A 24116-nucleotide genomic window follows, 5' to 3' on the forward strand; every position below is an offset into this window, starting at 1 on the left:
AATCATTGAACGGACAACTTGAGCGTTACCGCGTGCTTCCATACCTTCTACGCGACCACGGCGTGATGTAACATCACCCATGATGTCTCCCATGTATTCGTCTGGGATGACGATTTCAACTTTCATCATTGGCTCAAGGATAACAGCGCCGCTCTTATCTTTGAGTTGTTTGACTGCCATTGAAGCCGCAACTTTAAATGCCATCTCGTTTGAGTCGACATCGTGGTACGATCCGAAGACGAGTGAAGCTTTTACGTCAACGACCGGGTAACCAGCAAGGATACCGTTTTGAAGTGCTTCTTCGATTCCGTGCTCAACCGCTGGGATGTATTCACGTGGAACAACACCACCGACGATTTTGTTGTTGAACTCGAAGCCAGCGCCTTCTTCGTTCGGCTCGAATTCTACGACGACGTGACCATACTGACCACGACCACCAGATTGACGAGCGAACTTCGAATCGATCTTCGCCGCTTGGCGGATCGTTTCACGGTAAGCTACTTGTGGAGCACCAACGTTTGCTTCGACTTTGAACTCGCGACGCATACGGTCAACGATGATGTCGAGGTGAAGCTCACCCATACCTGAGATGATCGTTTGACCAGTCTCTGGGTTTGTTTCAGTGCGGAACGTTGGATCCTCTTCAGCAAGCTTAGCGAGGGCTTGACCCATTTTATCTTGGTCAGCTTTCGTTTTTGGTTCGATAGCGACCGAGATAACTGGTTCTGGGAATGTCATTGATTCGAGAACGACGTTGTCTTTCTCTGCACAAAGCGTATCTCCAGTAGTTGTATCTTTCAAACCTACAGCTGCAGCGATGTCACCCGCGTATACCATCGGGATCTCTTCACGGCTGTTTGCGTGCATTTGAAGGATACGTCCAAGACGCTCACGTTTGCCTTTTGTTGAGTTTTTAACGTACGATCCTGCCGAAGCTGTACCAGAGTACACACGGAAGAATGTCAATTTACCGACGTAAGGGTCAGTCATGACTTTGAACGCGAGTGCAGAGAATGGTGCTTCGTCCGAAGACTCACGCACGATTTCTTCATCCGTATCCATGTCGATACCTGAGATCGCTTTTACGTCGATTGGTGATGGGAGGTAATCGAGAACTGCGTCAAGCATAAGCTGAACACCTTTGTTCTTGAATGCCGAACCTACGAGTACAGGATAGAAGTCAACTGTCAGAGTTGCTTTACGGATAGCCGCTTTCAACTCGTCGATTGTGATTTCTTCACCCTCGAGGTATTTCATCATCAATTCTTCTTCGTAATCCGCAACTGCTTCGATCAATGATCCACGGAGTTCTTCAGCTTGATCAGCGAGATCAGCTGGGAAACCGTCAGTCACTTCGATGTCAGTTCCGAGATCGTTACCGTACATGTATGTTTTCTGTTCGACGAGGTCGATGATTCCTTTGAATTCATCTTCCGCACCGATTGGAAGTTGGATCGCGTGTGCGTTCGCTTGAAGGCGTTCGCGAAGCGTTCCAACCGAGTACAAGAAGTCTGCACCGATTTTATCCATTTTGTTAACGAAAACGATACGTGGTACGCCGTAAGTTGTAGCTTGGCGCCATACTGTCTCAGTTTGTGGCTCAACACCAGACTGAGCGTCAAGTACTGCTACCGCACCATCAAGTACGCGAAGTGAACGTTCAACCTCAACTGTGAAGTCTACGTGTCCAGGTGTATCGATGATGTTTACGCGGTTACCTTTCCATTGAGCAGTTGTTGCTGCCGATGTAATCGTGATCCCACGCTCTTGCTCTTGCTCCATCCAGTCCATTTGTGAAGCACCTTCGTGCGTTTCACCAATCTTGTGGATACGACCCGTGTAATACAGGATACGCTCAGTCGTTGTTGTTTTACCAGCATCGATGTGAGCCATGATCCCGATGTTACGAGTGTTCTTAAGGGAGAATTCTCTTGCCATCTTTAAACATTCTCCTTTCGCATTTTAGTTTAGTGGTCGTGTGTTGCCACACGTCATGACTATACCCGAAAGCCACCTCATAATTCCATAAAAAATGGCATGCATGAGGTGGTGATTTTCGGAATTACCAGCGGTAGTGAGCAAACGCTTTGTTCGCTTCCGCCATTTTGTGCATATCTTCGCGCTTCTTAACAGAAGCACCAGTGTTGTTTGCAGCGTCCATGATTTCGTTAGCAAGGCGCGCATCCATAGTTTTTTCGTTACGGAGACGTGAGTAGTTCACGAGGTAACGAAGTGCGAGTGTCGTACGACGCTCTGGGCGAACTTCGACAGGAACTTGATAGTTAGCTCCACCTACACGGCGTGCTTTAACTTCAAGAACTGGCATGATGTTGTTCATCGCTTCTTCAAAGACTTCCATTGCATCGCGACCTGAACGTTCAGCGATAGTTTCGAAAGCTTTGTATAAGATTTGTTGAGCAGTACCTTTTTTACCATCTAACATAAGACGGTTGATAAGGCGGGTAACGAGTTTAGAGTTGTAGATCGGATCAGCCATTACATCACGACGTTCTGCTTGACCTTTACGTGGCATTCCGAGTCCCTCCTTTCATATAGTGAGGTGATATCTTAAGATATCTAGATTATTTTTTAACTTTAGGACGTTTAGTACCGTATTTCGAACGACCTTGCATACGGCCGTCAACACCAGCTGTATCAAGCGCACCACGAACGATGTGGTAACGTACCCCTGGTAAGTCTTTTACACGGCCGCCGCGGATAAGAACAACACTGTGCTCTTGAAGGTTGTGGCCGATACCTGGGATGTAAGCTGTTACTTCCATTGTGTTCGTCAAACGTACACGTGCGTATTTACGAAGAGCCGAGTTCGGTTTCTTCGGAGTCATTGTACCTACACGAGTACAAACACCACGTTTTTGTGGTGAGCTGATGTCAGTACGAGCTTTAATGAAGCTGTTGTACCCTTTGTTCAGCGCTGGCGAATCTGATTTCACAACTTTTGATTGACGTCCTTTACGGACTAATTGGTTGATAGTAGGCATCTTTGAGATCCTCCCTTCCTGAATTCATGACAAATTTCAAAACCACCGAGCCGGGTGGTTCATCGAAAGTCATAATGAAACGTTTTGCGTGGCTCAGGCATTCCATCGCCACACAAAACGCATTATCAAACTTTCTTAATGGCAACAGCGGTTGCTGCGACATCGATTCCACAAGCTTTTCCAAGCTCTTGCTTAGAAGGAACATTCACGACTGGAACGTTAGCTTGTTTCGCCGCATCGAGCAATGCTTGTTTTACGTGTTCATCTGCGTCATCCGCAATGATCACTTCCGACGCCTTGCCAGATCGCAATGCTTTGAGCGTTTGCTTTTGACCGACAAACTTCAAATCTGCGCCGACTACTTTTTTGTAAGACATGAAGATATCCTCCAAAATAACACAGCCGGTTGGCAACACTATATCATAGTAGCACCGCCATACCGGCGTGTCAAGGCGTTTTATTCTACCGGAGAATCGGCTTCTACAGGTGCTTCGCCAGCTACTTCGAGATCGATTTGACGGTAACGTGCCATCCCAGTACCAGCTGGAACCAACTTACCGATGATGACGTTCTCTTTCAAGCCGCGAAGGTAGTCGCTCTTCCCTTTAATCGCTGCATCCGTAAGGACACGAGTCGTTTCTTGGAACGACGCAGCCGATAGGAATGAATCTGTTTCAAGTGACGCTTTCGTGATACCGAGAAGAACTGGTTTCGCCGAAGCGAGGGCTTTCCCGTTACGGAGCGCTTCTTTACAAGCTTCCTTGAACGTGCTGATATCGACGAGCGAACCTGGCAAGAGTGAAGTCTCACCAGACTCGATGACACGTACGCGACGGATCATTTGGCGAACCATGACCTCGACGTGTTTGTCACCGATCTCAACCCCTTGCATCCGGTATACTTTTTGAACTTCTTGGAGCAAGTAGTTCTGAACGCCGGATACACCTTTAACGTTCAAGAGTTCTTTCGGATCGATCGAACCTTCCGTGAAGACTTGACCGGCTTTGACCTCGTCCCCGAGCTGAACACGTAGACGCGAACCGAATGGGATCGTGTATGTGCGTGTTTCGCTGAGTCCTTGGACCGTCAATTCACGTTTGTCACGCGATTCCGTGAAGTCGATGACTTGACCATCGATTTCCGAGATGACCGCTTGACCTTTCGGGTTACGCGCTTCGAACAACTCTTGGATACGCGGAAGACCTTGTGTGATATCATCCCCGGCAACCCCACCTGTGTGGAAGGTACGCATCGTAAGCTGCGTTCCTGGCTCACCGATTGATTGTGCCGCGATGATACCGACAGCTTCGCCGACTTCGACGTCGTTGCCTGTTGCCAAGTTGCGTCCGTAACATTTCTTACAGACACCATGGCTTGTGTTACATGTGAAGGCAGTACGGATCTCAACGTTGTCGACACCAGCGTCCGTGATGGCACGCGCGAGGTCTTCATCGATGAGTTCGTTCGTTGAAACGAGGACTTCTCCTGTTTCAGGGTGAACGACGTTTTCGAATGCCGTACGGCCGACGAGGCGGTCGTAGAGGCTTTCAATCTCTTCCGTTCCTTCACGGAGTGCTGTGACGCGGATACCACGATCCGTTCCACAATCATCTTCACGGATGATGACGTCTTGAGCAACGTCAACGAGACGACGAGTCAGGTAACCTGAGTCAGCCGTTTTCAAGGCTGTATCGGCAAGACCTTTACGTGCACCGTGTGTTGAGATGAAGTATTCCTGTACCGTTAGACCCTCACGGAACGATGATTTGATCGGGAGCTCGATGATCCGTCCACTTGGAGCGGCCATGAGTCCACGCATACCAGCGAGCTGCGTGAAGTTCGACGCGTTACCACGGGCACCGGAGTCACTCATCATGAAGATCGGGTTGAGACGGTTGAGGGATTTCATCAGACGAGACTGAATTTCATCCTTCGCATCATTCCACGATTTAACGACGCGCTCATAGCGCTCGTCTTCTGTGATGAGACCACGACGGTACGATTTCATGACGCGGTCGACATTGTCCTGCGCTTCAACAAGAATCTCTTGTTTATCCGGAAGAACGATGATGTCCGCGATCCCTACCGTGATACCGGCACGAGTCGAGTGTTTGAATCCGAGGTTTTTCATGCGGTCGAGCATGCGGCTTGTTTCTGTCGTCTCAAACCGTTTGAAGACTTCCGCGATGACATTTCCAAGGAATCCTTTTTTGAACGGGTCGATGATCGGACGGTTCTTCAGTTCTGCCGCGACATCTGTTCCTTTTTCAAGGAAGTACTTGTCTGGCGTCGCTTCTTGAAGGTTCGTCATCGTTGGTTCGTTCAAGTAAGGGAACGTCGTTGGGAGGATCTCGTTGAAGATCAACTTACCGACTGTTGTAATCAATAATTTCTCGTTTTGCTCTTCCGTGAATGTCGGGTTCTTGAGAACGCCGGCTGGAATCGCAACACGTGTATGGAAGTGCGCATAACCGTTTTGGTAAGCGATGAGCGCTTCGTTCACTGTCGAGAAGATTTTACCTTCGCCGATCGCGTTTTCGCGCTCGAGCGTGAGGTAGTAGTTACCGAGGACCATATCCTGCGATGGTGTAACAACAGGTTTACCGTCTTTCGGGTTCAAGATGTTTTGTGCAGCGAGCATGAGAAGACGTGCCTCTGCTTGTGCTTCTGCCGAAAGTGGTACGTGAACCGCCATTTGGTCACCATCGAAATCGGCGTTGTATGCCGTACATACGAGTGGGTGAAGGCGAATCGCGCGTCCTTCGACGAGCGTTGGTTCGAACGCCTGGATACCGAGACGGTGAAGTGTCGGTGCACGGTTTAAGAGAACCGGATGCTCACGGATGACTTCTTCGAGGACATCCCAGATTTCAGGTTGAACGCGCTCGATTTTCCGTTTCGCACTCTTGATGTTCGGTGCGATGCCACGAGAGACGAGTTCTTTCATGACGAACGGTTTGAAGAGTTCAAGGGCCATTTCTTTTGGAAGACCACATTGATACATCTTCAGGTTTGGACCAACGACGATAACCGAACGACCAGAGTAGTCGACACGTTTACCGAGCAAGTTTTGACGGAAACGTCCTTGTTTCCCTTTCAACATGTGTGAAAGTGATTTAAGTGGACGGTTACCTGGTCCAGTGACTGGACGACCGCGACGACCGTTATCGATCAAAGCATCAACTGCTTCTTGAAGCATCCGTTTTTCATTCTGAACGATGATGTTCGGAGCGCCAAGGTCAAGAAGACGCTTGAGGCGGTTGTTACGGTTGATGACGCGGCGGTACAAGTCGTTCAAGTCAGACGTCGCGAAACGTCCGCCATCGAGTTGAACCATCGGACGAAGTTCCGGTGGGATGACTGGAAGTACTTCAAGCACCATCCATTCTGGATTGTTGCCTGAGTTACGGAACGCATCGAGGACTTCAAGACGTTTGATCGCACGCGTACGACGTTGTCCTTGAATCATACGAAGCTCTTCACGTAATGCAGCGACTTCTTTATCGAGTTCTACGTCACGGAGCAATTTACGAACTGCTTCCGCACCCATTTCAGCAGTGAACGAACGACCGAACTTCTCACGATATGCACGGTATTCTTTCTCTGAAAGGAGTTGTTTCTTCTCAAGTGTCGATTCGCCTGGATCTGTGACGACGTACGACGCGAAGTAGATGATCTCTTCTAACGCACGCGGTGACATGTCGAGGACGAGTCCCATACGGCTAGGAATTCCTTTGAAGTACCAGATGTGCGAAACCGGTGCTGCGAGCTCGATGTGACCCATGCGCTCACGACGGACTTTCGACTTCGTGACTTCAACGCCACAGCGGTCACAAATGATTCCTTTATAGCGGATCCGTTTGTATTTACCACAGTAACATTCCCAGTCTTTTGTTGGACCAAAGATACGTTCACAGAACAAACCGTCTTTCTCCGGTTTGAGTGTACGATAGTTGATCGTCTCCGGCTTTTTCACTTCCCCGAAAGACCATGAACGGATCTTTTCGGGGGAAGCGAGGCCGATTTGCATATATTCAAATCTATTAACATCTACCAAGGGGTGGACCTCCCTTTCGCTTATTCCTCTTCAGTAACAACTGGTGCGACAGGCGCTTGAACTTCTTCGAGTGCTGGAGTCGCGTTCGGGATATTGTCCTCGTCTTCGTCGCGCATTTCGATCTCTTCATCATCAGCAGACATCATCTTGACGTCCATACCGAGGGATTGAAGCTCTTTAATGAGGACTCGGAACGATTCCGGTACGCCCGGTTGTGGTACATTCTCACCTTTAACGATTGCTTCGTACGCTTTAACACGACCGATCGTGTCATCCGACTTGATTGTAAGGATCTCTTGGAGCGTGTAGGCTGCGCCGTATGCTTCAAGTGCCCATACTTCCATCTCACCGAAACGCTGACCACCGAACTGGGCTTTACCACCGAGCGGTTGTTGTGTAACGAGTGAGTATGGTCCTGTCGAACGTGCGTGAAGTTTATCATCGACCATGTGAGCAAGTTTAATCATATACATGACACCGACAGAGATGCGGTTATCGAACGCTTCACCCGAACGACCATCATAAAGGACAGTCTTCGCGTCGCGATCCATACCTGCTTCTTCAATCGTTGCCCAAACATCTTCCTCACGCGCACCATCGAATACCGGTGATGCGACTTTGATGCCGAGTTGACGTGCTGCCATCCCGAGGTGAAGCTCGAGCAACTGCCCGATGTTCATCCGTGATGGAACCCCAAGTGGGTTCAACATGATGTCAATTGGCGTACCGTCTGGCATGTACGGCATGTCTTCTTCTGGAAGGATACGCGAGATAACACCTTTGTTACCGTGACGACCCGCCATTTTGTCACCCTCGTGAATCTTACGCTTCTGAACGATGTAAGCACGGATCAACTGGTTGACACCAGGTGAGAGCTCGTCCCCATTATCGCGGTCGAAGATTTTGACGTCGAGGATGATTCCATCACCACCGTGTGGTACACGGAGAGATGTATCACGGACTTCACGTGCTTTTTCACCAAAGATTGCATGAAGAAGACGTTCTTCCGCTGTCAATTCCGTTACACCCTTCGGCGTAACTTTACCGACGAGGATATCGCCGTCCTTGACTTCCGCACCGACACGGATGATTCCGCGATCGTCGAGGTTTTTCAAGGCATCATCACCGACGTTCGGAATATCACGTGTGATTTCTTCCGGTCCGAGTTTCGTATCACGCGACTCACATTCGTATTCTTCGATGTGGATCGATGTGTAGACGTCGTCTTTGACAAGACGCTCACTCATGATGACAGCATCCTCATAGTTGTAACCATCCCATGTCATGAAACCGACGAGTACGTTGCGACCAAGCGCAAGTTCCCCACCGTCCATCGATGGACCATCTGCAAGGATCTCGCCTTTATCGACTGGGTCGCCTGCTTTGATGATTGGTTTTTGGTTATAACACGTTCCTTGGTTAGAACGGATGAATTTTTGAATCTTGTAACGGTCGAGTTCACCTTCAACGATGTTGCCATCGACTTCCGTCGTACGACGGACAAGGATTTCACGCGCCGTGACACGCTCAGCGATCCCTGCGTGCTTCGCAACGACAGCGGCTCCTGAGTCTTTCGCAGACACGTACTCCATTCCTGTACCGACAATCGGAGATTCCGGGTTCAGAAGTGGGACGGCCTGACGTTGCATGTTCGCTCCCATGAGGGCACGGTTCGAGTCATCGTTCTCAAGGAACGGGATACAAGCCGTTGCGGCAGATACAACCTGCTTCGGCGAAACGTCCATGTAATCGACACGTGCTGGTTCGACAGACAAGTTTTGTCCACGGAAACGTGAAAGGACGTGTGAATCTTGGAACGTCTTCTCTTCCGTCAACAACATGTTTGCCTGTGCGACGACGTAGAGATCCTCTTCGTCAGCAGTCATGTAGTGGATTTCATCCGTGACGACGCCCGTTTCTGGATCGACACGACGATATGGCGCTTCGATGAAGCCGTACTCATTGACCTTCGCGTACGAAGACAACGAGTTGATCAAACCGATGTTTGGTCCCTCTGGCGTTTCGATCGGACACATACGGGAATAGTGCGAGTAGTGTACGTCACGAACTTCGAAACCAGCGCGCTCACGTGTCAAACCACCAGGTCCGAGTGCTGAAAGACGACGTTTGTGCGTCAATTCCGCAAGCGGGTTCGTTTGATCCATGAACTGAGACAACTGCGAGCTACCGAAGAACTCTTTAATCGATGCGATAACTGGACGAATGTTGATCAATGCCTGTGGCGTGATCGCATTCTGATCCTGAATCGACATCCGTTCCTTAACGACACGTTCCATCCGTGAGAGACCGATCCGGAATTGGTTCTGGAGCAGCTCACCGACTGAACGAAGACGACGGTTACCAAGGTGGTCGATATCGTCTGTCGTACCGACTTCATGCAACAAGTTGAAGAAGTAGTTGATGGCAGCAATCATGTCAGCAGGCGTGATGTGCTTGATGTCACGATCGATGTTACCGTTACCGATGATATTGATGATGCGTTCACCTTCAGCATCGTCCGGTGCGAACACCTTGATTGACTGTAAGTTGAAAGCCTCACCCTGCGTCACGCCGCCTGTAGGCGTCGCTTCGATGTAACCAACGGATCCTTCAAGGAATGGAAGGACTTTATCGAGCATACGACGATCAAGGACCGTTCCTGCTTCCGCGATGACTTCACCTGTCTCAGGATCAACAAGCGTTTCCGCAAGTTTTTGACCGAAGAGACGGTTCTTAAGATGAAGCTTTTTATTGATTTTATAACGACCAACGTTTGCCAAATCATAACGTTTCGGGTCAAAGAAGCGCGACACGAGCAACGCTTTTGCGTTTTCGACTGTCGGCGGCTCTCCCGGACGTAGACGCTCATAAATCTCGATGAGGGCTTTTTCCGTTGATTCCGTATTATCTTTTTCAAGTGAATTCCGGAGGTACTCATCATCACCGAGAAGATCGATGATTTCCTGATCCGTACCGAAACCAAGAGCACGTAAAAGAACCGTTACTGGAATCTTACGCGTGCGATCAATGCGAACATAAACGATGTCTTTCGCGTCTGTCTCGAGCTCGAGCCATGCACCACGGTTTGGGATGACTGTCGCGGAGAATCCACGCTTACCGTTCTTATCTAACTTATTGTTGTAATAAACACTTGGCGAACGAACAAGCTGCGAAACGATTACGCGCTCCGCTCCATTGATGATGAATGTTCCCGACTCCGTCATAAGCGGGAAGTCACCCATGAAGACTTCTTGTTCTTTCAATTCACCCGTCTCTTTATTTTGAAGACGGACTTTAACGCGTAGTGGTGCCGAATAGGTCACGTCGCGCTCTTTCGATTCATCGATCGAATACTTCGGCTCTCCGAGCGAGTAGTCGATGAATTCTAATACGAGATTCCCTGTGAAATCGGAAATCGGCGAAATGTCATGAAACATCTCACGAAGACCTTCCCGCAGGAACCACTCATACGAATTCGTTTGAATCTCGATTAAGTTTGGAAGTTCCAATACTTCGCTGATACGTGCATAGCTTCTTCTCTGACGGTGACGACCGTACTGAACAAGTTGACCAGTCAACTGATTCACCTCTCAGACCCACTTCTTCTTATAGAGAAGGACGGGTGTAATATCGAACATTGAAGCCATTTTTTGATTGATAAGCGCAAAAAAGCGACGTCTTGTCTACTCAATCATCTGTAGTCGAGAACGCCAGCTGCTTTCAAACATCTTATCCAAAAATCACTCCAATGGCATTTTATAATACTATCATAGACACAACATGCGGTCAACGACAAATCCTTCGATTTGTCAAGACCGAATTGATTTAAATATTGAGTACCCTTTATCGCGGGTAACTGTCTCACACATACCGAATACGTCTTCCATCAATTTCTTCGCTGATGGTCCACCTTGTTTCTTTTGAATGACGACCCAAAGCTCGCCGCCGACGACAAGGTGATCATATGCTTCCCGGAGAATACGATGAACGACCGTTTTTCCCGCCCGAATCGGTGGATTCGTCACGATCGCTGCGAATGTCGATTCGCCTACCCCATCATACCCGTCACTCACACCGGTCGTCACGGAAACACCGTTCGCGCGCGCATTGTCTGCCGCTAGTTCGAGCGCCCGTTCATTGACATCGATCAAGTGTGCCGGACGACCCGTCGACTTCGAAAGCGCGATGCCCATCGGTCCGTATCCGCAACCGACATCCAAGATGTCTCCCGCTACAGCCGGTTCCGTGAATGCCTCGATCAACAGACGGGAACCAAAATCGATTCCGTTCTTCGAAAAGACACCATGGTCCGATGTAAAGCGGAGCGTCTGACCACGCAGAACATATTCCCACGTCTTCGGATCTCGTTTCGATGAAGGGTCATTCGTATAATAATGATCCGCCATGTTTCCTTCCCCTCTCATGTAAAAGATGAAAACAAAAGAAGCTCGCAATGCGAGCTTCTTTTGTTTCTACGGAAGAAGAAAATTACTTAACTTCTACAGTAGCGCCAGCTTCTTCAAGCTTAGCTTTCATTGCTTCAGCGTCTTCTTTCGAAACGCCTTCTTTAACTGGTGCTGGAGTTCCGTCTACGAGAGCTTTCGCTTCTTTAAGACCGAGACCAGTCAATTCGCGAACTGCTTTGATGACGTTGATTTTACCAGATCCAGCGTTAGTAAGGATAACGTCGAATTCAGTTTGCTCTTCAGCTGCTGCGCCTGCGCCAGCACCTGCAACTGCTACTGGAGCTGCTGCTGATACGCCGAATTCTTCTTCGATTGTTTTTACGAGTTCGTTAAGTTCAAGAACAGTCATGCCCTTGAGGTCTTCGATAAATTGCTCTTTGTTGAAAGCCATTATGGTTTTCCTCCTTTGATTTAGCCCACGTTGGGGTGTGAAAATTGTGTTGGTTGCCTATCCCGCTAAGCAGAAATTAAGCAGATTGTTCTTCTTTTTGCTCTGCGATTGCGTTCGTTGCCACCGCGAGTCCACGGATTGGCGCTTGAAGCACGCTGAGGAGCATCGAAAGGAGACCTTCGCGTGATGGAAGTTCCGCAAGGGCTTTGACATCTTCTACTGAAGTGACTTTGCCTTCGATGATACCACCTTTAAGTTCGAGAGCCTTGTGCGTTTTAGCGAAGTCGTTCAAGATCTTAGCTGGCGCGATAACGTCTTCATTGCTGAAGGCGATCGCACTAGGACCTGTGAAGACTTCATCAAGACCTTCGAGGTTGCTTTGAACTGCCGCGCGGCGGAGGAGACCGTTTTTGTAAACTTTGAATTCAACGCCCGCTTCGCGGAGTTGTTTACGAAGTTCAGTGACTTCTTCTACTGTGAGACCACGGTAGTCGACGACAACTGTTCCTGCGCTCGCTTGGAGTTTCTCAGCGATCTCAGATACGAGATCCGCTTTGACAGCGATAACTTTTTCGTTTGCCATTTCTGTTGCACCTCCTGGTAGATGAAATGTACCGGTGCGAGGGGCTGCTCGATTTCAAATAAAAAGCCTCCGTCTGCAGAGCAGAGGAGGCGTAATCGTCAAAAAGGATACCTGAACAAACAGGCTCTCTGAGCAAGAACACCTCGGAAGGATTTATGCCCATGTGAGCACCTTCTGTCTACGGTATGTCGAAATATATCAACGTTTTATACTGTAACAGCGTTCTTAGAACGTTGTCAAGTTCGTTTTAGACGAAATTATTTCGCGAAGTCAGCTGAAGATACTTTTACACCAGGACCCATTGTAGAAGCGATCGCGATGTTCTTAAGGTATACACCTTTAGCAGTAGCAGGCTTAACTTTTACGAGAGTTTCGATAACTGTGTTGATGTTCTCAACGAGTTTCTCGTTATCGAATGATTTTTTACCGACAGGAACGTGGATGTTACCTGATTTGTCGACACGGTACTCAACTTTACCAGCTTTGATATCGTTGATTGCTTTTGTGACGTCAAATGTAACTGTACCTGTTTTCGGGTTTGGCATGAGGCCTTTTGGTCCAAGAACGCGACCAAGTTTACCAACTTCACCCATCATGTCTGGTGTCGCGACGATAACGTCGAAGTCGAACCATCCTTGTTGGATTTTGTTGATGTACTCAGCATCACCAGCGTAATCTGCTCCAGCAGCTTCCGCTTCTTTTAATTTCTCACCTTTCGCGAAGACGAGAACTTTTTGTGTTTTACCAGTACCGTGTGGCAATACGACTGCTCCACGGATTTGTTGGTCTGCTTTCTTCGGATCTACTCCGAGACGAACAGCCAATTCGATAGTCTCATCGAATTTCGCAGTTGCAGATTTTTTAGTCAAATCTACAGCTTCTGCGAGTTCGTATGAAACCGTACGATCGATAAGCTTAGCAGCTTCTTTGTACTTCTTACCCATTTTAGGTTCCTCCTTTGTGGTTGTGCGGAAAATCCTCCCACATAATGAAAGGGTAGCAGGCTTCAAGAAACTATCCGCCTGCGACCCTCATCGTTGTTCATGGTAATCAAAAAGACATTAGTCTTCGATTACGATACCCATAGAACGTGCAGTACCTTCAACCATCAACATTGCTGTTTCAACAGATGATGCGTTAAGGTCTGGCATTTTTGTTTCAGCGATTTCACGAACTTTGTCACGTTTGACAGTCGCTACTTTCTTACGGTTCGGTTCACCTGAACCACTCTCGATTCCAGCTGCTTTCTTCAAGAGAACTGCTGCTGGAGGAGTTTTAGTGATGAATGTGAATGAACGATCTTCAAAAACCGTGATGACTACAGGGATAATCAAGCCGGCTTGGTCTTGTGTACGAGCGTTGAACTCTTTACAGAAGCCCATGATGTTCACACCTGCTTGACCGAGTGCCGGTCCAACTGGTGGAGCTGGGTTTGCTTTGCCCGCAGGAATTTGAAGTTTTACGAGTTTCATAACCTTCTTCGCCACGAGACACACCTCCTTAATTCTTTAATGTGGTTTAATTGGACGTTGCGCGTCCTCCCACTCATTCTATTCGACGAGTTATTTATCGAAATAAGCACAACATCAAACACGAAAAATTGTATCATTAAAACAAAACATTCGCAATAGGAAACTTAATCGATTTTATCGACCTGTGCGAAATCAAGCTCGACCTTCGTTTCGCGACCGAACATATCAACAGAGACTTTCATTTTCTCAGCATCTGTATCAAGCTCCTCGATCGTACCTTCGAGATTTTCGAAAGCTCCTTCTTTGATTCGGACGATTTGTCCGAGTGAGAAGTCGTAACGGCTCTTCAGATCGACGAGACCCATTGATCCAAGGATGTTTTCTGCTTCTTCCGGAAGGAGTGGTGTCGGTTTTGAACCGCCGCCGACTGATCCGAGGAAGCCCGTGACGTTCGGAGTATTCCGGACGACATACCAAGAATCATCCGTCATGACCATCTCGACGAGGACATACCCCGGGAAGATCTTGACTTCACGTTCCTTGATTTTCGTTTCTCCCTTTTTGTTCGTTACTTCTTCTTGTACTGTTTCAATCGGAACGAGTACACGGAAGATTTTTTCGTCCATGTTCATGGATTCAATCCGACGTTCAAGGTTCGCCTTGACGTTGTTTTCGAATCCGGAATACGTTTGGACGACAAACCATTGTTTCTCCATGGTAGGCCACCTCTTCTTTTTACTTAATCAACCAGCTCATCAATGCGCTAAGCCCTGAATCGACGCCGAAGATGAAGACACCCATGAAGATCACCATACCGATGACCGTCAATGTGTATTTCGTCAGCTCTTTCCGTTTTGGCCAGCTCGTCTTTTTCAATTCATTCCATACGTCACGCAAAAATTTCATCGTACTTTCCCTCCAGGATGTAATAAATCGGGACAGATGAAGCCTTATTTCGCTTCTTTATGAATCGTATGCGCGTTACAACGACGGCAGAATTTCTTCAATTCCAAGCGGACAGTGACGTCCTCTTTTTTCATCGTCGTATAGTCGCGGGCACCGCAATTATCACAAGCAAGGCCTACTTTCTTCGCCATCTCAAAGCCCTCCTTCTTTGCCACTCTTCTCTTCTGTTGTGTTACTTTCCTTCCCAAAAAAGAGCGTAAAAAAAAACGCCTATGAGCGGCGTCTCGCTAGTAAGGCGCTAGTTATACAGTAGCATAGGAAGGGATTACGGTCAATCTACCTCTCTGTTAGACCGTCATCTTTCGTGCTTCGAGGTAACGTTCAAGCTTCCGCTTGACGCGTTGCAAGGCATTATCGATCGATTTGACATGACGATCAAGGTCGTCGGAGATTTCCTGATACGTCCGTCCGTCAAGATAGAGCGCGAGGACTTTTCGTTCGAGATCACTCAGAATCTCCTCCATCTTTGATTCGATGTCTGCGTATTCTTCCCGGTTGACGATCAAGATTTGTGGATCAGAAGGTGCTGTCGACGTGATGATATCCAGTAACGTCCGCTCTGATTCATCGTCATAGATCGGTTTATCGAGCGAGATGTACGAGTTTAATGGGATATGTTTCTGACGTGTTGCTGTCTTAATCGCAGTGATCATCTGTCGCGTGATGCATAATTCGGCAAATCCTTTAAACGAGGCGAGCTTATCCGTTCGGTAATCTCGTACCGCTTTATAGAGACCAATCATTCCTTCTTGAATGATATCTTCTCGGTCTGCCCCAATCAAAAAATAAGAACGGGCTTTGGCGCGTACGAAATTTCGATACCGCTCGATCAAAAATTCGAGCGCATCGCTGTTATCGAACTCTTTCGCTTGTTCTACAAGCGCTTCATCGGTCATGCACTCAAACTGGTCGAACGAAACCAAACTCATCCTGTATCCCTCCAAGCATCATTGACGAATAGTTCAATTGTTTTTAATTATACAATAATTACCTGTCGCACGACAATGAAAATTGGCATGACCTCTTTTGTTGTATCCAAAATGTATCTTTTCTATAAAAAACCACCGTTCTTCCGAATAAAGGAGAACGGTGGATCGCTCATGCGAATGGTTCATATCATGTATCTGAATTCTTTCGGCGACGAATCGCTTCGAGACGTGCGAGGACGTCTTCCGGTAAATCAATCTTCGAGCGCGGTTGAGCCGCTGTCTTCGCGGACGTCGTCTGTTGTTTGATGACGGCAACTGCCGCTTTCCATTCACGCCGGAGTTCCTGCGCCGATATACGGAGTGCGCCAAGCGTGAAGATGACCCACTGCTCCGTGTAATCATTCGTCGCTACTGTTAGCTTGACCCGAATATCCTGTAACCAATCAGCAGCTGTCTTTTCAATCCATTCATCTGCCGTTTCGTTCTCCCGTGTATAGACGATCTCGATTCCACTTTTTTGCATCCGAGACTCACGACCCGGTTGCAGATAGGCATCAAAGACGATCGTAACGCTGATCCCTGTGACGGCTTGGTACTCCGCCATCGCATGAATCAACCGTTCCCGTGCTAATTCAAAGTCTTGCTCCCGCAACGTCCTAAATTCTGGCCATGCGCCAATGATATTGTAGCCATCTACGATGAGACGATCATATTTCATCGCGCATACGGCTTTCTAGTCCGGTAGACTTCATATAATAATAGCGAAGCCGCCACCGATGCGTTGAGCGACGTGACATGTCCTGCCATCGGGAGGTGGACGAGGAAGTCACATTTCTCACGGACGAGCCGGCTCATTCCTTTTCCTTCACTTCCAATGACGATTCCGAGCGGCATCGTCCCATCGAGTGTCCGGTAGTCGTCACTTTCACGTGCATCCGTTCCCACGAACCAGATGCCTTGTTTCTTTAGATCCTCCATCGTCCGCGCGAGATTCGTCACGCGAACGACCGGGATATGTTCAATCGCGCCTGTTGATGCTTTCGCAACGACTTGTGTCAACCCGACTGAGCGACGCTTCGGAATAATGATCCCGTGTGCCCCGACAGCATCTGCCGTCCGCAAGATTGATCCGAGATTGTGTGGATCTTCGAGCTCATCAAGCATGATTAAGAGCGGTGTTTCATCCTTTTGACGTGCAAGCTCGAAGATATCTTCCATCTCGGCATACTCATACGCAGCAACCGCTGCGACGACACCTTGGTGATTTTCCGTTCCAGCTAAACCAGTTAACCGTGAACGTGGTACGAGCTGGATTTGGATGCCCGCTTCCTGCGCCATCGCATGGATGACGGCAAGCGGTCCTTTTTGTTGTCCTTCCTGCAAGAACAGCTTGTTCATCTCTCGTCCACTCCGCAATGCCTCTAGGACCGGATTACGACCTGACAAGAAATCTTGTCCTTCTTCAAGCGGTTCGATCACGACGGGCTGTTCCTTGACTGGAGTGGCTTTTCGTTTCTCTTGTGCTGGGCGCTGTGCCTTCGTTTTCGGCTTCGCACCGGTAGCCTTAGGATTCGTCTGTTTTTTCGGCTTCGAGTAGTTCGAACGCTTGTCCGATGAGTTCTTCAAGGCGATCCCCTCCTTCTGAAAGATAAATATAACCGAGCAATGCTTCAAATGCTGTCGCGTAGCGATACGTGTGGACGTCCGTGCTCTTCGGGACAGAACCGGATTTCGCGTTCTTTCCGCGCCGAACGACCGCTGCCTCTTCTTCCGTCAACGCATCCGTGTTCAACCAGTGCGTCACGACAGTCGCTTGTGCTTGTGCCCGAACGTACCGGACAGCTGCTTTATGCAACTCGCCCGGCTTCACATAACCTTGTTCGAGCAATCGCTCCCGCACACGAATCTCATAGACGACATCGCCCATGTACGCTAACGCGAGTGCATTCAGTTGTTTGTAGTTCTTCATCCGCGCTTCCACCGCATCCCTTGCGCTGTGTCTTCCAGCAAGATGCCTTGATCACGCAGCTGATCGCGGATTGCGTCCGCTCGTGCGAAGTCACGATTTTGACGGGCTGTGTTCCGCTCTTCGATCAACTGTTCGACTTCTTCATCGAGTAAGCCTTTGTCGACTGTCAACGTGACACCGAGGACGCCTGATAATTCCGAGAAGAGTGCGAGGAACTGTTCGAGCACCTGTTTCGACACATGTGCTTCTCCGAGGTACAAGTTGGCTTCTTTCGAGAGATCGAATAAATCCGTCACAGCGTTCGCTGTATTGAAATCATCATCCATCGATGTGATGAAATGTTCCTTGATCGCCGCTAGACGATTCAACCACTTCTCGTCACCTGTTCCGAGATCAGCGGTCATGTCAAGGCGGTGTTCGATGTTTGCGACCGATTCCCGAATCCGTGCGAGACCATTCGCTGCTTGATCGATCAGTTCACGACTGTAGTTGATCGGGTGACGATACTGAACCGATAACATGAAGAAACGTAACACCATCGGATCAACCGCTTGGATCGCTTCATGGACCGTCAAGAAGTTACCGAGCGACTTCGACATCTTCTCGTTTTCGATGTTCAAGAACCCGTTATGCATCCAGTAGTTCGCGAATTTCTGTGAGTTGCATGCTTCAGACTGGGCGATCTCATTCTCATGGTGCGGGAACTTCAAATCTTGTCCACCAGCATGGATATCAATCGTCTCCCCGAGGTATTTCTTCGCCATCGCCGAGCACTCGATGTGCCAGCCTGGTCGTCCTTCGCCCCATGGACTTGTCCATGCCGGCTCACCTGGTTTTGCTGCTTTCCAGAGCACGAAATCAAGCGGATCTTCTTTTTTCTCTCCGACTTCGATTCGTGCGCCTGCGCGCAATTCATCGATCGACTGTTGGCTCAATTGACCATAATCCTTGAAACTACGCGTCCGGAAGTAGACATCCCCGCTTGATGCGTAGGCATTGCCTTTTTCGACGAGGACTTCGATGAAGGCGATGATATCGTCCATCGTTTCCGTGACGAGTGGATGGATATCCGCTTTTTGGACATTCAAGGCGCCCGTATCCGCGTGATACGCCTCGATGAAACGTTTCGTCAACGCATGATAGTCTTCTCCGAGTTCGTTCGCTGTCCGGATGATCTTATCATCGACGTCCGTGAAGTTCGAGACATATTTAACTTCGTATCCGCGGTATGTGAAGTAGCGACGGACCGTATCGAAAACGATGGCTGGACGTGCGTTCCCGATATGAATGTAGTTGTAAACCGTCGGGCCACAGACATACATCTTGACCTTTCCTTCTTCTAATGGTTTAAATAGTTCCTTTTTTCCGGTCATGCTGTTGTACAGTTGAATCATGACGTCGCCCTCCTTTAATCCGTTCAATTTCTTGTTTTAATACTTCTAGTTCCATTTCAATCCGCTCTTGGCATTCGCTGACCGGATCCGGGAAACGATGATCAAGTGGTGCTTCGACCTTCATGCCGTCTTGAATGACGACACGTCCCGGAATGCCGACGACAGTCGCATTGGGAGGAACGTGTTTTAAGACGACGGAACTAGCACCGATTTTTGAGTATGCCCCGATCGTGATATCACCAAGGACACGGGCACCCGCTGAAACAAGTACGCCGTCTTCAATCGTCGGATGACGCTTTCCTGTTTCTTTCCCCGTTCCGCCGAGTGTCACGCCTTGAAACAACGTGACGTCATCCCCAATGATCGTCGTCTCACCAATGACGACACCCATCCCGTGGTCAATAAAGAATCGGCGTCCAATCGTCGCTCCTGGATGAATCTCGATGCCTGTCAAAAAGCGACTGAACTGCGAAATTAATCGACCGAGTAAGCGAAACTTTGCGTTCCAGAGTCGATGGGCCAGGCGATGCATCCAAATCGCATGTAAGCCCGGGTATGTCAAAATGACTTCTAACGTGCTGCGGGCAGCTGGATCTTGCTCAAACACATTGCGGATATCTTCTCGTATCCGTGTCATATACGTTCTCCTCTCCATAAGAAAAAGCGCCTCTATGCATTGCTGCACAGAGACGCTAACGAAGCGCGGTCCCACTCTGTTTGGACGATTGACTCATCCCTCTCGACGTCCGTTAACGCCGGAGATACGTCTGCGCCTACTCTCACGGATTTCGGGCAGCACTCAGAGGGGCATTTCATGATTCGCTTCTTCAAGCCCTCGCACCATTCGAGCTTGTCTCTGGAGAAGAAGACGCATCGTTACTTTCCTCGTCTACGCTTTCGTTATTCTGCTTCAAGCCGTGCAAGCACACGGTCTTTTCCTAGTAATTGAATCGTGTTCGGGAGTTCTGGACCATGCGTCTGTCCTGTCGTCGCGACACGAATTGGCATGAATAAATTCTTTCCTTTTTGACCAGTCGCTTTTTGCGTCGCTTTGATCGATGCTTTAATTGCTTCTGGTGTCCACTCTTCGAGAGCGCGTAACTGGTTCGCGAATTCTGCAAGTACAGTCGGAACCGTCTCGCCACTCAAGACAGTGTTTGCCTCTTCATCATACACCACTTCGTCCTCAAAGAACATCTCTGAAAGCTTGACGATTTCCGCGCCATGCGTCATCTGTTCGCGGTATAACGCAACGAGATCACGTGCCCAAGCGAGCTCTTCTTCTGAAGGTGACGCTTCGACGCGACCTGCTTCTTGTAAGAACGGAAGACTGGCTTCGAATACTTCTTCGAACGATTGATGTTTCATGTACTGACTGTTGATCCAAGCCAATTTGTTTTGGTCGAAGACAGCTGGACTCTTCGACAGACGATCCGCGTCAAAGATTTCGATGAACTCTTCTTTCGTGAAGATTTCTTGTTCACCGACTGGTGACCAACCGAGAAGCGTGATGAAGTTGAGCAATGCTTCCGGGAGATAACCGAGCTCTTTATACTGCTCGATATACTGAATGATCGAGTGATCACGCTTCGAAAGTTTCTTGTGTGATTCGTTAACGATCAATGTCATGTGACCGAACGTCGGGTATTCCCAACCGAACGCATCATAGATCATCATCTGTTTCGGTGTGTTCGAAATATGATCATCCCCACGAAGAACATGACTGATCGCCATCAAGTGATCGTCGATGACGACGGCAAAGTTATACGTCGGAATGCCATCTTTTTTGACGATGACCCAGTCACCGAAGTCTTTTGATTCGAATGAGACGTCGTCTTTGACGATATCATTCCATGTATACGTGACATCTTCCGGTACACGAATCCGAATCGACGGTGTGCGACCTTCTGCGCGGAACGCTTCTTCTTGTTCTGCTGTCAGGTTACGGTGTGCCCCTGAATAACGTGGTGCTTCTCCGCGTGCGATTTGCGCTTCGCGTTCTGCTTCGAGCTCTTCCGATGTCATGTAGCAACGGTAAGCAAGTCCTTTTTCAAGTAACTCGTCCGTGTACTTTTGATAGATATCGAGACGCTCCATTTGTGAATAAGGACCGTACTCGCCACCGCGACCTGGACCTTCGTCCCAATCGACACCGAGCCACTCGAGGTTCTTCATTTGACTCTCGACACCGCCTGCGATGTTCCGCTTTTGGTCCGTATCCTCGATTCGTAATACCATCTTACCGCCTAAGTGGCGCGCAAACAGATAGTTAAATAATGCAGTCCGGGCATTCCCGATATGCAAGTGTCCTGTTGGACTTGGGGCATAACGTACTCGTACTTCTGCCATTGCCAATCACTCCTTCGACTAAAATTCGCTTATCTAGTATACCTTATTCTTCGATTCGTTTCAGTAGAATCACTGCTTGACAAGCGATTCCCTCTTCTCGTCCCGTAAAACCTAACCATTCCGTCGTCGTTGCCTTGACATTGATCTGTTCAATGTCCGCTTCGAGTAATTCCGCGATCCGCGCACGCATCGTGTCGATGTACGGACGAAGCTTTGGTGCCTGTGCGATGACTGTCGCATCTAGGTTGCCAAGCTCATACCCTTGTTGTTTAACGAGCGCGTAGACATGCTGCAACAATTTTGCTGAATCGGCATCCTTGAATTCCGGATCCGTGTCCGGAAAATGTTTTCCGATATCCCCCGCTGCGATCGCACCAAGTGCCGCGTCGGCAATCGTATGTAACAAGACGTCTGCATCCGAATGACCGAGCAATCCTTTCGTATGCGGAATCTCGATGCCGCCTAAAATCAATTTCCGATCCTCTGCAAAGGCATGTACATCAAAACCTTGTCCAATTCGAATCATCGTCATTTCCCTCGTTTCATTAGAATCGCTTCACCGAACCACAGATCGTCCGGTGTCGTCATCTTGATATTTTCGTAGTGACCGTGGACGATCGTTACTTTTCCTCCGTCCCATTCTATCAAACTTGCATCATCGGTTCCTAGGTATTTCGTTGCCGCTTTTTCGTGAACCGTACGAATCGTCGCAAGATCAAACGCTTGTGGTGTCTGGGCTGCCATCAGGTGTTCCCGCGGGACGGTCTCGCTGATGTGGTTCGCTTCAATCCGTTTGACCGTGTCTTTAATCGGCACGGCAAGAATCGCCGCTTTGTCTAGGGCTGCCGCTTGGACGACCGCATGAATCGCTGCTTGTGAAATGAACGGTCGGGCACCATCATGGATCAGAACGATCCCTTCGCCTTCTAACGCCTCAAGACCACGGAGAACACTTTCCTGACGTTCGGCACCACCCGCGACAAGTCTAATCGATGTCTTATAAGACGCGATAATACTTGTAAACCATTCTTGTTCTAGTGGATTGATCGCAAGGACAATTTCCGTACATGCCGGATCTGCCTCGAAGACATCCAGTGTCCAAGCGATGATTGGACGGTCTCTTAGTTCAAGCATCAATTTATTACGATCTGCGCCCATCCGCTTACCGGCACCGGCAGCGGGGATGACGACGCGATATGTGGCTGTAGACATCCCATTCCCTCTTTTCTCTCTCACTGATCATCGTGATCCATTCCATCACACCGAAAACGGACTCGATCATGAAATCGAATCCGTTACGGGGTCTATCCGAATGCCTCTCGATGTCTCTCTAGGCATAGTGTCTCATTTTTCTTGTGGTTTCGCAAAAATCATTCGTCCAGCTGATGTCTGCAAGACACTTGTGACGACAACGCCAATCGTTTTCGAAATCAGATGTTTTCCGCCTTCGACGACGACCATCGTCCCATCTTCGAGATAGGCAATGCCCTGTTTTTGTTCTTTTCCTTCCTTGATGACAAGAACGGTCATCTCTTCTCCTGGAATGACGACTTGTTTGACGGCATTCGCCAGGTCATTGATGTTAAGAACAGGAACATGTCGGACTTCACAGACTTTATTCAAGTTATAGTCGTTCGTGACGACGATCCCTTTGACGAGTTCCGCGAGTTTGATCAGCTTAATATCGACTTCCGGTACATCCTCGAAATCGCCATCATAAATTTCGACTTCGACTCCAGGAATCTCTTGTAACTCTTTTAAGACATCGAGTCCACGACGTCCACGGTTTCGTTTCAACGTATCGGAAGAATCGGCGATGTACTGCAACTCACCGATGACGAATTGCGGGACGATCAGTTTTCCTTCGACGAAACCGGTCTTCGTGATATCCGTAATTCGTCCGTCGATGATGACGCTCGTATCGAGTACCTTGCTGTTTGATTTAACTGGGACGACTTCTGGCGTCGCCTTTTTCTCACTTTGGTTACTACGTAAGAAGATTTTCGTCAATTCATGACGTTTACGATACCCGACCGTAAAGCCAAGATATCCGAATAACGCGGTCACGAAGATCGTTAAGACGTTACTGAGGACAGGAATACCTACCAAATCAATCAATGTACTGACGAGGAAGGCAAGTACCAACCCAATCAACAAACCAAATGTTCCAAAAAAGAGATCTGCTACTGGGGCTTTGACGAGTCGTTCTTCTAAAAATCGGAGAAGTCGAATTACCGAATCCGTAATGAATAATCCAATTAATAAGAATATGAGTGCACCAATCGTTCCAGTTACGTATTCGCTCATCAACCATGCAGGGAATGTCGTATTCGTTGCCGTTTCAATTAATTGGAAGAACTGAGGAAGCAACAAAATCCCGAGGGCAAGTCCGAGTAATGCAAAAAATACCCGAATGACGATTTTCAATCTTCTCACCTCCTTTGCTTATTTTAAGTTCATTGTAACATGTACTGATTTGAACTACCTACGCCGGAAGGAGGGGAAACTGTTTACATATCCATTACAGTTCCCCCATTT

General features: G+C 48.6%; 24 protein-coding genes and 2 other annotated features. All 24 genes read right to left on the bottom strand.

Translation table 11 applies throughout. The features are described 5' to 3' along the window. A partial coding sequence (fusA, locus tag EXG77_RS15620; protein ID WP_035399359.1) for an elongation factor G occupies positions 1-1938 on the bottom strand: 1938 nt, incomplete at its 3' end. A 124-nt stretch (positions 1939-2062) separates the two neighbouring features. Further along, positions 2063-2533, bottom strand: a complete 471-nt coding sequence (gene rpsG / locus EXG77_RS15625) for a 30S ribosomal protein S7 (RefSeq protein WP_023466623.1) — start codon at positions 2531-2533, stop codon at positions 2063-2065. Between the two features lie 49 nt (positions 2534-2582). Continuing rightward, positions 2583-3002 carry a 30S ribosomal protein S12 gene (gene rpsL, locus EXG77_RS15630; protein WP_023466621.1) on the bottom strand — a complete coding sequence of 140 codons (420 nt, stop codon included), beginning with the start codon at positions 3000-3002 and terminating at the stop codon, positions 2583-2585. A gap of 125 nt (positions 3003-3127) precedes the next feature. Further along, positions 3128-3379, bottom strand: coding sequence for a ribosomal L7Ae/L30e/S12e/Gadd45 family protein (locus tag EXG77_RS15635; RefSeq protein WP_023466620.1), 252 nt, complete (start codon positions 3377-3379; stop codon positions 3128-3130). Positions 3380-3459: 80 nt separating this feature from the next. Next, positions 3460-7059 carry a DNA-directed RNA polymerase subunit beta' gene (gene rpoC / locus EXG77_RS15640; RefSeq protein ID WP_035399361.1) on the bottom strand — a complete coding sequence of 1200 codons (3600 nt, stop codon included), beginning with the start codon at positions 7057-7059 and terminating at the stop codon, positions 3460-3462. Between the two features lie 20 nt (positions 7060-7079). Further along, positions 7080-10637 (bottom strand): DNA-directed RNA polymerase subunit beta, encoded by a 3558-nt coding sequence (gene rpoB, locus EXG77_RS15645; RefSeq protein WP_035399374.1) that lies wholly within the window; start codon positions 10635-10637, stop codon positions 7080-7082. Between the two features lie 231 nt (positions 10638-10868). Beyond that, a complete protein-coding gene (locus EXG77_RS15650) occupies positions 10869-11465 on the bottom strand; it encodes a class I SAM-dependent methyltransferase (protein WP_023466614.1) in 597 nt (198 codons plus the stop codon). An 82-nt stretch (positions 11466-11547) separates the two neighbouring features. Beyond that, positions 11548-11916, bottom strand: coding sequence for a 50S ribosomal protein L7/L12 (rplL, locus tag EXG77_RS15655; protein WP_023466613.1), 369 nt, complete (start codon positions 11914-11916; stop codon positions 11548-11550). A gap of 76 nt (positions 11917-11992) precedes the next feature. Beyond that, complete coding sequence (rplJ, locus tag EXG77_RS15660; protein ID WP_023466611.1) at positions 11993-12499, bottom strand: 50S ribosomal protein L10; 507 nt, start codon at positions 12497-12499, stop codon at positions 11993-11995. 50 nt (positions 12500-12549) lie between these two features. Beyond that, positions 12550-12701, bottom strand: a sequence feature (ribosomal protein L10 leader region). A 55-nt stretch (positions 12702-12756) separates the two neighbouring features. Further along, positions 12757-13443, bottom strand: coding sequence for a 50S ribosomal protein L1 (gene rplA, locus EXG77_RS15665; protein ID WP_023466610.1), 687 nt, complete (start codon positions 13441-13443; stop codon positions 12757-12759). A gap of 117 nt (positions 13444-13560) precedes the next feature. Continuing rightward, positions 13561-13986: a 50S ribosomal protein L11 gene (gene rplK / locus EXG77_RS15670; protein ID WP_023466609.1), complete on the bottom strand. Its 426-nt coding sequence runs from the start codon at positions 13984-13986 to the stop codon at positions 13561-13563. Between the two features lie 149 nt (positions 13987-14135). After that, a complete protein-coding gene (gene nusG / locus EXG77_RS15675) occupies positions 14136-14687 on the bottom strand; it encodes a transcription termination/antitermination protein NusG (RefSeq protein WP_023466607.1) in 552 nt (183 codons plus the stop codon). A gap of 19 nt (positions 14688-14706) precedes the next feature. Continuing rightward, complete coding sequence (gene secE, locus EXG77_RS15680) at positions 14707-14877, bottom strand: preprotein translocase subunit SecE (protein WP_023466605.1); 171 nt, start codon at positions 14875-14877, stop codon at positions 14707-14709. 44 nt (positions 14878-14921) lie between these two features. Next, the gene (gene rpmG / locus EXG77_RS15685; protein ID WP_023466603.1) at positions 14922-15068 is read right to left on the bottom strand and encodes a 50S ribosomal protein L33; all 147 of its coding nucleotides are present in this window, start codon (positions 15066-15068) and stop codon (positions 14922-14924) included. A 156-nt stretch (positions 15069-15224) separates the two neighbouring features. After that, positions 15225-15866 (bottom strand): RNA polymerase sporulation sigma factor SigH, encoded by a 642-nt coding sequence (sigH, locus tag EXG77_RS15690; RefSeq protein WP_023469884.1) that lies wholly within the window; start codon positions 15864-15866, stop codon positions 15225-15227. A gap of 187 nt (positions 15867-16053) precedes the next feature. Further along, a complete protein-coding gene (locus tag EXG77_RS15695) occupies positions 16054-16584 on the bottom strand; it encodes an NYN domain-containing protein (protein ID WP_035399363.1) in 531 nt (176 codons plus the stop codon). Beyond that, positions 16581-17345, bottom strand: a complete 765-nt coding sequence (gene rlmB, locus EXG77_RS15700; protein WP_035399377.1) for a 23S rRNA (guanosine(2251)-2'-O)-methyltransferase RlmB — start codon at positions 17343-17345, stop codon at positions 16581-16583. The genes EXG77_RS15695 and rlmB overlap by 4 nt, the downstream gene beginning before the upstream one ends. Before the next feature lie 85 nt (positions 17346-17430). Then, the gene (locus tag EXG77_RS15705) at positions 17431-17835 is read right to left on the bottom strand and encodes a Mini-ribonuclease 3 (protein ID WP_023466600.1); all 405 of its coding nucleotides are present in this window, start codon (positions 17833-17835) and stop codon (positions 17431-17433) included. Then, positions 17832-19229, bottom strand: coding sequence for a cysteine--tRNA ligase (gene cysS, locus EXG77_RS15710; protein ID WP_035399365.1), 1398 nt, complete (start codon positions 19227-19229; stop codon positions 17832-17834). Before cysS ends, EXG77_RS15705 begins: the two co-directional genes overlap by 4 nt. After that, positions 19183-19902: a serine O-acetyltransferase EpsC gene (epsC, locus tag EXG77_RS15715; protein WP_255343794.1), complete on the bottom strand. Its 720-nt coding sequence runs from the start codon at positions 19900-19902 to the stop codon at positions 19183-19185. The genes cysS and epsC overlap by 47 nt, the downstream gene beginning before the upstream one ends. Positions 19903-19911: 9 nt before the next feature. After that, positions 19912-20130: a binding site (T-box leader), on the bottom strand. Further along, positions 20130-21578: a glutamate--tRNA ligase gene (gltX, locus tag EXG77_RS15720; RefSeq protein WP_023466595.1), complete on the bottom strand. Its 1449-nt coding sequence runs from the start codon at positions 21576-21578 to the stop codon at positions 20130-20132. It overlaps the preceding feature by 1 nt. A gap of 43 nt (positions 21579-21621) precedes the next feature. Further along, positions 21622-22104: a 2-C-methyl-D-erythritol 2,4-cyclodiphosphate synthase gene (gene ispF, locus EXG77_RS15725; RefSeq protein WP_029343079.1), complete on the bottom strand. Its 483-nt coding sequence runs from the start codon at positions 22102-22104 to the stop codon at positions 21622-21624. Between the two features lie 2 nt (positions 22105-22106). Beyond that, complete coding sequence (gene ispD, locus EXG77_RS15730; RefSeq protein ID WP_035399368.1) at positions 22107-22790, bottom strand: 2-C-methyl-D-erythritol 4-phosphate cytidylyltransferase; 684 nt, start codon at positions 22788-22790, stop codon at positions 22107-22109. Between the two features lie 132 nt (positions 22791-22922). Further along, a complete protein-coding gene (locus EXG77_RS15735; RefSeq protein ID WP_035399372.1) occupies positions 22923-24005 on the bottom strand; it encodes a PIN/TRAM domain-containing protein in 1083 nt (360 codons plus the stop codon). Between the last annotated feature and the right edge of the window lie 111 nt (positions 24006-24116).

It is taken from the genome of Exiguobacterium sp. OS-77, assembly GCF_000414195.2.
In the GTDB taxonomy this organism is placed as follows: Bacteria; Bacillota; Bacilli; order Exiguobacteriales; family Exiguobacteriaceae; genus Exiguobacterium_A; species Exiguobacterium_A indicum.

What these genes read in the sequence shown, in the direction of transcription:
- rpsG (WP_023466623.1), bottom strand. Translation starts at nt 2,533, where the DNA reads ATGCCACGTAAAGGTCAAGCAGAACGTCGTGATGTAATGGCTGATCCG.
- rpsL (WP_023466621.1), bottom strand. Translation starts at nt 3,002, where the DNA reads ATGCCTACTATCAACCAATTAGTCCGTAAAGGACGTCAATCAAAAGTT.
- EXG77_RS15635 (WP_023466620.1), bottom strand. Translation starts at nt 3,379, where the DNA reads ATGTCTTACAAAAAAGTAGTCGGCGCAGATTTGAAGTTTGTCGGTCAA.
- EXG77_RS15650 (WP_023466614.1), bottom strand. Translation starts at nt 11,465, where the DNA reads ATGGCGGATCATTATTATACGAATGACCCTTCATCGAAACGAGATCCG.
- rplL (WP_023466613.1), bottom strand. Translation starts at nt 11,916, where the DNA reads ATGGCTTTCAACAAAGAGCAATTTATCGAAGACCTCAAGGGCATGACT.
- rplJ (WP_023466611.1), bottom strand. Translation starts at nt 12,499, where the DNA reads ATGGCAAACGAAAAAGTTATCGCTGTCAAAGCGGATCTCGTATCTGAG.
- rplA (WP_023466610.1), bottom strand. Translation starts at nt 13,443, where the DNA reads ATGGGTAAGAAGTACAAAGAAGCTGCTAAGCTTATCGATCGTACGGTT.
- nusG (WP_023466607.1), bottom strand. Translation starts at nt 14,687, where the DNA reads ATGGAGAAACAATGGTTTGTCGTCCAAACGTATTCCGGATTCGAAAAC.
- secE (WP_023466605.1), bottom strand. Translation starts at nt 14,877, where the DNA reads ATGAAATTTTTGCGTGACGTATGGAATGAATTGAAAAAGACGAGCTGG.
- rpmG (WP_023466603.1), bottom strand. Translation starts at nt 15,068, where the DNA reads ATGGCGAAGAAAGTAGGCCTTGCTTGTGATAATTGCGGTGCCCGCGAC.
- sigH (WP_023469884.1), bottom strand. Translation starts at nt 15,866, where the DNA reads ATGAGTTTGGTTTCGTTCGACCAGTTTGAGTGCATGACCGATGAAGCG.
- EXG77_RS15695 (WP_035399363.1), bottom strand. Translation starts at nt 16,584, where the DNA reads ATGAAATATGATCGTCTCATCGTAGATGGCTACAATATCATTGGCGCA.
- EXG77_RS15705 (WP_023466600.1), bottom strand. Translation starts at nt 17,835, where the DNA reads ATGAAGAACTACAAACAACTGAATGCACTCGCGTTAGCGTACATGGGC.
- cysS (WP_035399365.1), bottom strand. Translation starts at nt 19,229, where the DNA reads ATGATTCAACTGTACAACAGCATGACCGGAAAAAAGGAACTATTTAAA.
- gltX (WP_023466595.1), bottom strand. Translation starts at nt 21,578, where the DNA reads ATGGCAGAAGTACGAGTACGTTATGCCCCAAGTCCAACAGGACACTTG.
- ispF (WP_029343079.1), bottom strand. Translation starts at nt 22,104, where the DNA reads ATGATTCGAATTGGACAAGGTTTTGATGTACATGCCTTTGCAGAGGAT.
- ispD (WP_035399368.1), bottom strand. Translation starts at nt 22,790, where the DNA reads ATGTCTACAGCCACATATCGCGTCGTCATCCCCGCTGCCGGTGCCGGT.